9 protein-coding genes are annotated in these 12,859 nt (G+C 49.4%); 8 read left to right on the top strand and 1 reads right to left on the bottom strand.

What is annotated here, in order from left to right; translation table 11 throughout:
• Positions 1-51 precede the first annotated feature (51 nt).
• The 8 genes from ACW6QF_RS14915 to ACW6QF_RS14950 all read left to right on the top strand — a co-directional run bounded on the left by ACW6QF_RS14915 (position 52) and on the right by ACW6QF_RS14950 (position 10,490).
• A complete protein-coding gene (locus ACW6QF_RS14915) occupies positions 52-774 on the top strand; it encodes an MBL fold metallo-hydrolase (RefSeq protein ID WP_456088406.1) in 723 nt (240 codons plus the stop codon).
• Between the two features lie 41 nt (positions 775-815).
• Positions 816-1,193: a VOC family protein gene (locus tag ACW6QF_RS14920; RefSeq protein ID WP_298549621.1), complete on the top strand. Its 378-nt coding sequence runs from the start codon at positions 816-818 to the stop codon at positions 1,191-1,193.
• Positions 1,194-1,312: 119 nt separating this feature from the next.
• Positions 1,313-2,275, top strand: a complete 963-nt coding sequence (locus tag ACW6QF_RS14925; RefSeq protein ID WP_298549622.1) for an ROK family protein — start codon at positions 1,313-1,315, stop codon at positions 2,273-2,275.
• 103 nt (positions 2,276-2,378) lie between these two features.
• Complete coding sequence (locus ACW6QF_RS14930) at positions 2,379-2,894, top strand: NUDIX domain-containing protein (RefSeq protein WP_456088407.1); 516 nt, start codon at positions 2,379-2,381, stop codon at positions 2,892-2,894.
• An 80-nt stretch (positions 2,895-2,974) separates the two neighbouring features.
• On the top strand, positions 2,975-5,974 hold the full coding sequence (locus ACW6QF_RS14935; protein ID WP_456088408.1) for a tetratricopeptide repeat protein: 3,000 nt from the start codon (positions 2,975-2,977) through the stop codon (positions 5,972-5,974).
• Positions 5,975-5,983: 9 nt separating this feature from the next.
• Positions 5,984-7,726, top strand: coding sequence for a TonB-dependent receptor (locus tag ACW6QF_RS14940; protein WP_298549683.1), 1,743 nt, complete (start codon positions 5,984-5,986; stop codon positions 7,724-7,726).
• An 88-nt stretch (positions 7,727-7,814) separates the two neighbouring features.
• Entirely contained in the window at positions 7,815-9,143 is a 1,329-nt protein-coding gene (locus ACW6QF_RS14945) for an MATE family efflux transporter (RefSeq protein WP_456088409.1), read from the top strand.
• 63 nt (positions 9,144-9,206) lie between these two features.
• Positions 9,207-10,490 (top strand): O-acetylhomoserine aminocarboxypropyltransferase/cysteine synthase family protein, encoded by a 1,284-nt coding sequence (locus ACW6QF_RS14950; protein WP_456088410.1) that lies wholly within the window; start codon positions 9,207-9,209, stop codon positions 10,488-10,490.
• A gap of 106 nt (positions 10,491-10,596) precedes the next feature.
• Here ACW6QF_RS14950 and ACW6QF_RS14955 read toward each other — a convergent pair whose 3' ends face one another.
• Positions 10,597-12,753: an elongation factor G gene (locus ACW6QF_RS14955; protein WP_456088411.1), complete on the bottom strand. Its 2,157-nt coding sequence runs from the start codon at positions 12,751-12,753 to the stop codon at positions 10,597-10,599.
• Between the last annotated feature and the right edge of the window lie 106 nt (positions 12,754-12,859).

The raw sequence follows: 12,859 nt of genomic DNA on the forward strand, positions 1-12,859 counted from the left end.
ACAAGAATGCCGCCTTCCGTGTTTTGTTTATAAAAAGAAAGGATAATAGAAATGAGACTGACGTATATCTATCATAGCGGTTTTGCGATCGAGGCAGACGGATTTGCCATTTTGATCGATTATTACAAAGACACGGGTAAGTCGCCGGAGAAGGGATTCGTGCATGAGGAACTGTTGAATCGCGCGGGTACATTATATGTATTGGCCTCCCATTTCCATCCGGATCATTTCAATCCGGAGGTTTTGAGGTGGAAAGCATACAAAAAAGATATCGTCTATCTTTTCGGCAAAGATATTTTGAAAAGGAACCGGGCAAAGAAAGAAGACGCGATCTATCTCAAGAAAGGAGATACCTACGAGGATCATAACCTGCGGATCGAGGCATTCGGATCGACGGACTCCGGCATATCCTTCCTGATCGAAGCCGAAGGGAAACGCCTTTTCCATGCCGGCGACCTGAACAACTGGCACTGGAAAGACGAATCGACCCCAGAGGAAGTCGCAGAAGCGGAAAAGAATTATCTGAAAGAATTAGACGACCTGGTAAAGGTGACCGACAAACTGGATGTCGCCATGTTCCCGGTCGATCCGCGTATCGGGACCGATTTCATGCGCGGTGCACAACAGTTTGTAGACCGCATCAAAACCAATATCTTTGTGCCGATGCATTTCTGGGATCACCCGGCCGAGGCGGCGGCTTTCGGGCCTTACGCTGAGTCGCGCGGTTGCCGGTACGTGTTGATTTCCGTTCCGGGAGAGGGGACGGAGATTTGAGAATTAAAAATTAAGAATTAAAAATTAAAAAATAAAGAGGGATGGAGATAAAGAGTAGATTTGATCATTTTAATATCAATGTCCTGGATCTGGACAGAAGTATTGCGTTTTATGGAAAAGCGCTTGGCTTGAAAGAGCATCACCGCAAGGAAGCGGCAGACGGTTCATTCATTCTGGTTTACCTGACAGACAACGAGACAGGGTTCCTGCTGGAACTGACCTGGCTACGTGACCGGAAAGAAGCATACGAATTGGGAGACAATGAAAGTCATCTCTGTTTCCGTGTAGCCGGCAATTACGATGAGGTACGCGAATATCACCGTGAACTCGGGTATATCTGTTTCGAAAATAACGAGATGGGATTGTACTTCATCAATGACCCGGACGATTATTGGATCGAGATTTTACCTGCTAAATAACATATCGGGTAACATATTCACGCCTATTTCGGTTTTTTTTGAATAAAATCATTGCGCCTTACCAGATTCCTCTTATATTTGCTTTCCAGAAAAGCATTATTAATCTAAAATATAAAATCATGGAGAAGCCTTATGTAGTAGGTATCGATATAGGTGGTACCAATACTGTTTTTGGCGTAGTAGATGCAAGAGGAACAATCTTGTACAGTAGTTCAATTAAAACCGGAAAGTACACTGACGTCGACGATTATGTCAGCGAACTTGCCAATGGCTTGAAATTAGTGATCGACCAGGCCGGTGGCGTGGACAAAATAAAAGGTATAGGCGTGGGAGCTCCTAACGGGAATTTCTTTAACGGTTGTATCGAATTTGCTCCGAACCTTCCCTGGAAAGGCAAAATTCCTTTGGCCCAACTGATCAGTGAAAAGCTGGATGGCGTGCCCGTAGCATTGACAAACGATGCGAATGCGGCTGCTATCGGTGAGATGACGTACGGCGCTGCACGCGGTATGAAAGACTTTATCGTGATCACACTGGGTACTGGTGTAGGTAGCGGTATCGTGATCGGCGGTAACCTGGTTTACGGACATGACGGATTTGCAGGCGAATTAGGTCACGTGATCATGCGTCGTAACAACGGACGTCCTTGCGGTTGCGGTCGTCAAGGTTGCCTCGAAGCGTATGCTTCTGCTACAGGTGTTGCCCGTACGGCACGCGAATTTCTGGAAATCCGTAAGGATGACAGCTTGCTTCGCGAATTGGACCCGGACGAAATCACTTCAAAAGATGTGTATGACGCAGCAATGAAGAACGATAAGTTGGCTTTGGAAATCTTCGAATTCACTGGTAACATCTTAGGTGAAGCATTCGCTGATTTCGTTGCTTTCTCAAGTCCTGAAGCGATCATCCTGTTCGGTGGCCTGACCAAATCCGGCGATCTGATCATGAATCCGATCAAACGTTCAATGGAAAAGAACATGTTGAAAGTGTTCGAAGGCAAGACAAAACTGTTATTCTCCCAATTGAAAGAAAGCGATGCCGCCGTATTGGGCGCAAGCGCACTGGGCTGGGAAGTGAAATAATAAAGACACAAAGCTATTTCAGGCACGGATTTCGCGGATTACACGGTTTGTTAGAACAGTGAAATCCGTGTAATCCGTGCCTGACTATTAAATATAAAATATCATGTCCCATCCTTTACATCAATTTACGTATTGTCCGAAATGCGGAGCCAGGACATTTGTGGAGCGCAACGAGAAAGCGAAACAATGCACTACCTGCGGGTTCGTCTATTATTTCAATCCATCCTCGGCCGTTGCCTGTTTTATCCGTAACCCTGAAGGAGAACTATTGCTGGTACGCCGTGCCAAAGAACCGGCCAAAGGGACGCTCGACCTGCCCGGCGGTTTTGTCGACATGCATGAATCGGCCGAAGAAGCCGCCCACAGGGAAGTGAAGGAAGAAACCGGCCTTGAATTGACGGATTGCCGCTACCTTTTCTCCATTCCCAACATCTATCCTTATTGCGGCTTCGATGTCCACACCGTCGATATGTTTTTCGAATGCCTCGCCGGATCCTTCAACGGAGCCAAAGCGGAAGACGATGCCGCCGAGATCATTATCCTGCCAGCTAACCAACTAAATCCGGACGATTTCGGATTGCAATCTATCAAAAAAGCAGTAGGGCGCTATATAAAGTAATATATTTCTTATATTTGCAACTTAGAACCAACATATACAGTTATATTTACATATATCTGTATCATAAAAGCTAAGGAGTGATGAAAAGAATACTTATTCCACTGTGCATAGTGGTAGGGAGTCATGTCGCATACGGGCAACGGTCGTACCAGTTTGATGCACCGGATCGCCTATTTGTAGAAGGAAAAGAGTTGTTTAGTTTAAAAAATTATGCCGGTTGCATCGACAAGTTGGAGGCTTACAAGCAGCATTCCACGGATGCCGACCTGATCCAGGAGGCAGACTATATGCTGGTCTATGCCGCTTATGAACAGGGACGTCCCAATGCAGACGAGTTGCTAAAGGACTATCTGGAAGAATATCCGGCTTCCCGCCATAGCGACGAGATCGATTATATGATCGGTTCCGTGCATTTCGAACGCGGAGAATATGAAAAAGCGATCTTCTGGTTCAACGAAGCCGACATCGACGTATTGAGTCCCGAACAGCAGGAAGCTTATTCTTTCCGCCTGGCTTATTCGCTGTTGCAGACCGGCGATATGGAAAAGGCCCGCGGCTACTTCGCACGGATCGAACAGATCGGAGACAAATACAAGGAAGCCTCAACCTATTATGTCGCCTACATCGACTATGCGATGGGAAATTACAACAATGCCCTGATCGAGTTCTCCCGCCTGAAAGAGAGCCCGAAATACCGCGAACAGTCGCAATATTACATCGCACAGATTTATTTTATCCAGAGCAAATACGAAAAGGTGGTGAAAGAAGGTGAAGAACTTCTCTCCCTCTATCCCGATAGCAAGAACAACAGCGAGATGTACCGGATTGTCGGTGATTCATATTACCATTTGGGCGACCAGGAGAAAGCGATCCGGATGTTGAGCAAATATGTTTCATCTACGGAAAATCCGCTCCGCAGCGATTTGTACATCTTAGGTGTATGCTACTTCAATAAAGGGAATTACAGCAGTGCGGTCAACGCCCTGAGCCGGACCGTTCGCCAGAACGACGAGCTGACGCAGAACGCCTATCTCTACCTCGGACAGTCTTACCTGAAGTTAGGCGACAAAAACAATGCCCGCATGGCATTCGAGGCAGCCGCCACCTCTTCTTTCGACAAGCAGATAAAGGAAGTCGCCATGTACAACTACGCATTGCTGATCCACGAAACAGCCTTTACGGGATTCGGCGAGTCGGTGACGATCTTCGAAGACTTCCTGAACGACTTCCCCAATTCGCAATATGCGGACAAGGTGAACGACTACCTGGTCGAAGTCTACCTGACCACCAAGAACTACGAAGCCGCCTTGAAATCGATCAACAAGATCAAACATCCGAGCACCAAGATACTGGAAGCCAAACAGGACATCCTTTTCCAACTCGGAACACAGGCCTTTGCCAATGTCAAGCTCGACGAAGCCGTCAGCCTGTTCAGCCAGGCAATCCAGCTCGGTTCCTATAATATGGAAGCTCGCAACGACGCCTATTTCTGGCGTGGCGAGTCGTACTACCGCATGGGAGAATATGAAAACGCGATATCGGACTATCGCACCTATCTGAACAATACGCGCCAACGCAATACGGACATGTATGCCCTGGCTTATTATAACTTGGGTTACAGCTATTTCAAACTGCGGGACTACAGTGCGGCCCTGAACCGCTTCCGCCAGTATGCCGACCTGGAAAGCAACCGGCAGGCCGCTTCTCTGGCAGACGCTTATAACCGTATCGGCGACTGCCTGTATCAGAACCGCCAGTTCAGCTTGGCCGAAGAAAACTATTCACGCGCAGCGCAGTTGTCTCCTTCCGCAGGCGATTACTCGATCTACCAGAAGGGATTCCTGTTAGGGTTGCAGAAAGACTACAGAGGCAAGATCAGCGCAATGGACCGCCTGATCAGCGAATATCCGGAATCGCAATATGTAGACGATGCGTTGTTCGAGAAAGGGCGCTCCTATGTCTTGCTCGAAAACAGCTCTTCCGCCGCACAGGCATTCGAAAAGCTGATCCGCGAATTTCCTCAGAGCAGCCTGGCACGTAAAGCCGGCATCCAGCTCGGTCTGCTTTATTACAATGACAACCAACCGGAAAAGGCGCTCGCCGCCTACAAGCAGGTGATCAGCAATTATCCGGGCAGCGAAGAGGCTAAAATCGCTTTGCAGGATTTGAAATCCGTCTATATCGACCTCAACGATATCAATGCTTATGCCAACTACGTGAACTCCATAGGCGGCAACATCCGTCTGGAAGTGGGCGAACAGGATTCGCTGACCTATATCGCGGCCGAAAAGCTCTTTATGCGTGGCGACAACGACGGTGCTCGCCGCAGTCTGGCGGGCTACCTGCAAACATTCCCCGAAGGAGCGTTCAGTTCGAATGCCAACTTCTACTTAGGTAGCATCGCTTTCGCCAAGAAAGAGTTCGACGAAGCCATCCAACGGTTCAAATCGGTCATTGCCAGTGGCGACACCAAGTTCCTCGAAGAATCGGTTGCCCGCACGGCCGAAATCGAATACCTGGGCAAAGATTACCCGGCAGCATTGGAAAGCTTCAAACGCTTGCAGATCGTAGCCGAGAATCCGGAGAACAAACAGGCCGCCCGTTTAGGAATCATGCGTTGCGCCTTGCAGACGGGACAGCAGAAGGAGGCCCTCTTGGCGGCAGACGAGTTGCTGAAAGAACCGAAGCTGTCTCCCGAACTGGAAGCCGAAGCCCGTTACGTACGCGCTAAAGCCTATATCGACCAGAAACAGGCGAACAAGGCGCTTGCCGACCTGAAAGAGTTGAGCAAAGACACCCGTACGGTACACGGCGCGGAAGCCAAATATCTGTTGGCCCAACTGTATTACGACACCAACGATGACAAGAATGCCGAAAAGGTGCTGATGAACTTCATCGAGAACGGTACGCCTCACCAATACTGGCTGGCTCGCGGATTTATCCTGCTGGCCGATGTCTATATCCGCCAAGGTGACGACTTCCAGGCTCGCCAGTACCTCACCAGCCTGCAGAACAATTATAAGGGGGATGACGATATCGCCGGTATGATAGAAAATAGATTGGGTAAACTTAAGAACTAAGAAGAAGTGATGAAGACAATATACAACATCAAAGCATTGTGTGTGATGGCCCTGTTGGGGAGCGTCGCAACCGTCAGCGCACAGGAAGACAAAACGAAGGAAAAAGACCTGAACCGGGAAATGACGCTCGAACGCGAATATGACCCGACCGTACAGGATGCCAGCAAAGTGAACACGCTTCCGGTCATCAAAGAACCGGTTGTCAAGAAGATGCCGATCGACTATGCGACTTTCACCGTCCCGGCCGATCCGGAGAAGGAGATCAGCCTCCTGCCTTCAGGCAATATCATGACGGATATCCAGTACAATAAACGCCGCGGTTATTTCAACTTCGGCGGCGGCACGTATCTGAACCTGAACGGCGACTTGGGTTACCATATCCTGAGCACGGACAAGGATAAGCTGAATATCTGGTTCTCCCATCGTTCGACGAACGGGAAGGTGAAATATATCGATACGGACTTCAAAAAGGTTAAGGCCAAATTGAACGACAACTTAGGTGGCCTCAACTTCAAACATGCGTTTGAAAAGCTGTCGCTGGATATGGGGATCAAATACGGATACTCTGCGTTCAACTACTACGGATTGCCTTACTTAGATACAGATGGACTGATAGAAATGAGAATGCACAATTTCGACCGTGAGACCAATCAGGTGAACCAGGCTATCCAGGCAAAGATCGGAGTCGAATCGAAAGAAGATGCTCCTGTCGGCTATCTCCTGGATCTCGGATATACCAACTTCTCCCATAAATATGCGTTAAGCAAGGAACAGGATGGGCCTACGGAACATACGTTCGATGTCAAGTTCGATTTGAACGCCCGTTTCGGCGGTGAGCAACGCATCGGATTAGGGGGTAACGTGGAATACTTCAATTACAGCCTGCCGACAATGGGCGGACAGGAATATCTGGAATTTGAAAACCATGCCGAAGCAACCCTTTCGCCTTATTACAAGGTATCGGGAGACAACTGGAATTTGAAGTTAGGCGCAAACATCATGTTCGTGACCGGCGATAACAGCAAGTTTATGGCTTCCCCGAATATTACGGCTGACGTGGAAGTTGCCGATAAAACGGAACTCTACCTGGTTGCCGGCGGCAAGCTCTACTCAAACAGCATGTACGATATTTCGCAGGTCAACCGCTATATCAACCCGACGATGGAACTGCTTCCTTCCCGTAACTACCTGGATGGAACGGTTGGCATCAGAAGCGGTATCGCTCCCGGTTTCTGGTTCGATGTATTCGGAGGTTATAAGATCACGAACGATGAAGTTTTCTTCGTCCCGACCATTGCAGAGAAAGATGGTTCTTTTGCCAACACCAGTCTGGCTTTGCAAGCAAACGCGAAACATGCGTTCGGCGGTGTCAATCTGAAATATAGCTACCAGCAATTATTCGACATCAACCTGAAAGGCGTTTACAATAATTGGAACGTCGATGATATCGGAGATGCTTACGGCAAACCCGAAATGGAATTGACAGCCGGTGTCACCGTCCGCCCGATCAGCCAGATTACCGCTTCCTTGGATTATTATTTAGCAACCGGGCGCAAGACTTTCTTAGGGAAACCGGAGGGTGAAAAGATGAAAAACATCAACGAACTCAACCTGACCGGGACTTACACCCTGAACGACACTTTCGGGCTGTATCTGAAGCTGAACAACGTCCTGTTCCAGAAATACGAACTCTACTACGGCTATCCGCTGCAGAGTTTCAGCGCGATGATCGGAGTGAACATCAATTTCTGATACTACTTTTTTCAATTGAACAGCCTGCCGCCCCCGCGACAGGCTGTTTTTATTTATCGTATCTTTGTCCCCGATAAAACAAATGAATATGCAAGGGACAAAAAATCTGACGGAAGGGCCTATAAAAAAGCAACTGTTCAACCTGGCGCTTCCCATCATGGGAACCTCTTTTATCCAAATGGCCTACAGCATCACCGACATGGCCTGGGTGGGACGCTTAGGCAGCGAAGCGGTAGCCGCTATCGGGGCAGTCGGGATCCTGACCTGGATGACGACTTCGATCTCCTATCTGAATAAAGTAGGTTCGGAAGTCAGCGTAGGGCAAAGCATCGGGGCCCGTGAGGAAGAAGAAGCGCGTGCTTTTGCCTCCCACAATCTGACGATAGCCTTGATTATCTCCATCTGCTGGGGCTTGTTGCTGTTCGTCCTGGCACATCCTGTCATCGGTTTCTTCAAGCTCGACACGGAGATTTCCACCCAAGCAGTGTCTTATCTCAGGATTGTGGCGACAGGTTTTCCGCTCATTTTCCTGTCGGCTGCCTGCACAGGTATTTATAATGCGGCGGGATTAAGCAAAATCCCGTTCTACGTCAGTGGAAGCGGATTGATTATGAATATGGCGCTCGACCCGCTGTTTATATTCGGGTTCGGGATGGGGACGGACGGGGCGGCCTGTGCGACCTGGCTGTCGGAAGCGACTGTGCTGGCCATTTTTATCTACTACCTGAAAAAGAAAAACCGGCTGTTCGGAGGATTCCCGTTCCTCGTCCGGTTGAAAAGACGCTATAGCAAACGGATCTTCCAGTTAGGACTTCCCGTAGCGTTGTTGAACAGCCTGTTTGCCGTTATCAACCTGATGATGGCCCGCACGGCATCCACCTATGGGGGGCATATCGGGCTGATGACGATGACGGCCGGCGGACAGATCGAAGCGATCGCCTGGAACACCTCGCAAGGATTCAGCACGGCTCTAAGCACGTTTGTGGCGCAGAACTATGCCGCCCGGAAAAAAGAACGCGTCTTAGGCGCCTACCATACGACACTGAAGATGACCGCCCTGTTCGGAGTCTTCTGTACACTGCTTTTCGTGTTCTTCGGCAGCGAAGTGTTCTCACTGATCATACCCGAAAAGGAGGCTTATGAGGCAGGAGGCGTTTTCCTTCGCATCGACGGCTACTCCATGTTGTTCATGATGCTGGAAATCACGATGCAGGGGTTGTTCTACGGTACGGGCCGCACGGTTCCGCCCGCCATCATCAGCATCACGTTCAACAGCCTGCGCATCCCGATGGCGATCGGACTGACGGCAATGGGGCTGGGCGTGGCCGGCGTCTGGTGGGCGATCAGTATCTCCAGTATGCTGAAAGGAATCGTTGCATTCGTCTGGTTCCGTATTTTACAGAAGAAGATATTGTGATACAAACAAACTATTCCTTATTTTTGCCGGATAATAACAAATACATAGTAAAACATTATCATAATGAACAATTCATTAAAGCCGGAAACCCTCTGCGTGCAGGGAGGCTGGCAACCGAAAAAGGGAGAACCGCGCGTCCTGCCCATCTATCAGAGTACGACATTCAAGTATGACACCAGCGAACAGATGGCCAAGCTGTTCGACCTGGAAGAGAGCGGATATTTCTACACCCGCCTGCAAAATCCGACAAACGATGCTGTCGCAGCCAAGATCGCCGCTTTGGAAGGGGGCGTAGGCGCGATGCTGACTTCCTCCGGTCAGGCAGCCAATTTCTATGCCGTATTCAATATCTGCCAGGCCGGCGACCATATGGTCTGCTCGTCCACGATCTACGGCGGGACGTTCAACCTGTTTGGCGTGACGATGAAGAAGTTGGGCATCGAAGTGACATTCGTCGATCCGGATGCTTCGGAAGAAGAAATATCGGCCGCTTTCCGTCCGAACACAAAGGCTTTGTTCGGCGAAACCTTGTCCAATCCGGGCATGAGCGTACTCGATATCGAGAAGTTTGCCCATATCGCCCACAGTCATGGCGTGCCTCTGATCGTGGATAACACATTCGCGACGCCGATCAACTGCCGCCCGTTCGAATGGGGAGCCGATATCGTGACGCATTCAACAACCAAGTACATGGACGGTCATGCGACAAGCGTAGGCGGTGCGGTCGTGGACAGCGGCAACTTCGACTGGGACGCGCATGCCGACAAATTCCCCGGCCTGACCACTCCGGACGAATCGTATCACGGCCTGACCTATACAAAGGCTTTCGGCAAGATGGCTTATATGACAAAGGCAACGGCACAGTTGATGCGCGACCTGGGTTCTATCCAGGCTCCGATGAACGCCTTCCTCTTGAATTTAGGGCTTGAAACCTTGCACCTGCGTATGCCGCAACATTGCAAGAACGCCCAACAGGTTGCCGAATGGCTCGAAGCAAACGAGCAGGTCGCCTGGGTGAACTTCCCCGGCTTGAAGAGCAATAAGTATTATGAACTGGCCCGGAAATATATGCCGGGCGGGACTTGCGGCGTAATCGCTTTCGGCCTGAAAGGATCCCGTGAAGATGCGATCCGCTTTATGGATAACCTGAAGATGATCTGCATCGTGACCCACGTAGCCGATGCCCGTACCTGCGTCCTCCACCCTGCCAGCCATACGCACCGCCAGTTGACGGACGAACAGCTGATCGAAGCAGGCGTAGCTCCCGACCTGATCCGCTTGTCTGTCGGCATCGAAAATGCAGGCGACATTATTGCGGATATCGAGCAGGCGTTGAAAGAAAAGTAACGGATAAATCACCGCCAACCGGCTCATTTTGCCGTAGCCGCATCGAAAATAATGAAGGCCACTCCTTCACAGGGGCAGCCTTCATTCAATTTATAGAAAATCCAAATCAATCTTCTGCCTGAGTTGCCTCGTAAGCTTTCAACAACTTATCCTGGACATCCGACGGAACCAGTTCATAGCTGGAGAACTTCATGGTAAATGAAGCGCGTCCACCTGTGATGGAACTCAAAGATGTCGAGTACGAAGACATCTCCTTCAAAGGCACTTTAGCCAATAGCTTTTCGTAGCCTTTTTCACTATTCATACCCATAATGATGGCGCGACGTCCCTGCAGGTCACTCATCACGTCGCCCAGATAATCAGCCGGAACCGATACTTCCACATCATAAACAGGTTCCAGGATCTTAGGACCGGCTTCTTTAAAGGCGGTACTGAAAGCATTACGGCCTGCCAGCATGAAAGAAATTTCATTACTGTCTACCGGGTGCATCTTTCCGTCATAGACGATGATGCGCACGTCACGGGCATACGAACCGGTCAACGGTCCCTGCTCCATACGAGCCATAATACCTTTCAGGATAGCCGGAAGGAAACGGGCATCGATGGCTCCCCCCACGATACTGTTAATAAATACCAACTTTCCACCCCAGTCCAGATCTATAGTCTGCGTATCACGTACGCTGATCTTATATTCTTGTCCGCCAAAACGATATGTATCCGGTGCCGGCATACCTTCGTAATACGGTTCGACAATCAGATGAACTTCGCCGAACTGCCCTGCACCACCGGACTGTTTTTTATGACGGTAGTCCGCACGGGAAGCCTTCGTGATCGTTTCACGATACGGGATCTTCGGTTCGTAGAACTCGATCGGCAATTTATCATTGTTCTCGATTCTCCATTTCAATGTACGGAGATGGAATTCTCCCTGGCCTGAAACGATTGTCTGTTTCAATTCTTTGGATTGTTCGATCATCCATGTCGGGTCTTCTTCACGCATACGCATCAGGATTTCCATCATCTTCTCAGCGTCTGCTTCATTGACCGGCTTCACGGCACGGCGATATTTCGGGTCCGGATATTTGATAAAGTCGAAACGATAATCGCATCCTTTACCGTTCAATGTATTACCACGACGAACATCTTTCAGCTTAACGGTGGCACCGATATCACCGGCAACCATCTCGGTCACAGGATTACGAGTTTGTCCGGCAACGGAGAACAACTGGGCAATACGCTCCTTCGAACCACGATCGGCATTCAGCAAATCGTCACCTTCTTTTACCTTACCTGATATCACTTTAAAATAAGAAACCTGACCGATATGCGGTTCTACAGTCGTCTTGAAGAAGAACAAACTGGTCGGTCCGTTGGAGTCGGGAGTCACTTCCACCCCTTCTGTTGTAACCGGGCGCGGCATCTTATCCGTACAAGGGACGACATTGCCTAAGAATTCAAGCGTACGGCGGACGCACATGTCACGGCCTGCGCATACACAGAATACCGGGAACATTCCCCGGATAACCAGACCGGCACGAATACCGGCACGCATATCGTCTTCACTCAATGTACCTTCTTCAAAGAATTTTTCCATCAGCATATCGTCATGTTCGGCTGCCGATTCCACCAACGCTTTGTGAAGCTCCATCGCCTTATCCATTTCTTCCGTCGGAATTTCCAATACTTCGGGGACACCGCCTTCAGGCTTCCAACGATACATTTTCATCTTCAACACATCGACAACCGCGTTGAAAGACGCACCTGTAGAAACCGGATATTGGATGGGAACGATCTTACCTCCCCACTGGTCACGCAGTTGGGCAATTGTCCCGTCATAATCAGCCTTGTCGTTATCCAGTTGGTTTACGACAAAAATAACCGGCTTATGAAATTGTTCTGTATACCGGAACTGGTTGATCGTACCGACTTCCACGCCATACTGCGCATTCAGTACCATCAGCGCCGTGTCTGTCACGTTCAGAGCAGAAACCGCCCCGCCAATAAAATCGTCTGAACCCGGGCAATCAATGAAATTCAACTTTCTGTCCTGCCATTCTACACTGAAAACGGTCGAGAATACCGAGTAACCATACTCCTTCTCAACCGGGAAATAATCGCTCACAGTGTTTCCGGATTCCACACTTCCGCGACGTTTTATAACTCCACCCTCGTAAAGCATCGCTTCAGCGAGAGTGGTTTTCCCAGAGCCCGAACTTCCCAAGATAGAGATGTTCTTGATTTCGTTTGTTTGGTATACTTTCATGATATCAAGGTATTAATTTGTGTTTAACAATAAAGATCGCCCCGCAAACCCTTTATTCACGGGACCGCAAATTAGAGATTGTAAAGGAGAAAAGCAATTTCAAGCC

Source organism: Parabacteroides sp. (assembly GCF_977054455.1).

Bases quoted from the DNA above. Each gene is read 5' to 3' on its own strand.
- ACW6QF_RS14950 (WP_456088410.1), top strand. From the start codon at position 9,207: ATGAACAATTCATTAAAGCCGGAAACCCTCTGCGTGCAGGGAGGCTGG.
- ACW6QF_RS14955 (WP_456088411.1), bottom strand. From the start codon at position 12,753: ATGAAAGTATACCAAACAAACGAAATCAAGAACATCTCTATCTTGGGA.
- ACW6QF_RS14915 (WP_456088406.1), top strand. From the start codon at position 52: ATGAGACTGACGTATATCTATCATAGCGGTTTTGCGATCGAGGCAGAC.
- ACW6QF_RS14925 (WP_298549622.1), top strand. From the start codon at position 1,313: ATGGAGAAGCCTTATGTAGTAGGTATCGATATAGGTGGTACCAATACT.
- ACW6QF_RS14945 (WP_456088409.1), top strand. From the start codon at position 7,815: ATGCAAGGGACAAAAAATCTGACGGAAGGGCCTATAAAAAAGCAACTG.
- ACW6QF_RS14920 (WP_298549621.1), top strand. From the start codon at position 816: ATGGAGATAAAGAGTAGATTTGATCATTTTAATATCAATGTCCTGGAT.
- ACW6QF_RS14940 (WP_298549683.1), top strand. From the start codon at position 5,984: ATGAAGACAATATACAACATCAAAGCATTGTGTGTGATGGCCCTGTTG.
- ACW6QF_RS14935 (WP_456088408.1), top strand. From the start codon at position 2,975: ATGAAAAGAATACTTATTCCACTGTGCATAGTGGTAGGGAGTCATGTC.
- ACW6QF_RS14930 (WP_456088407.1), top strand. From the start codon at position 2,379: ATGTCCCATCCTTTACATCAATTTACGTATTGTCCGAAATGCGGAGCC.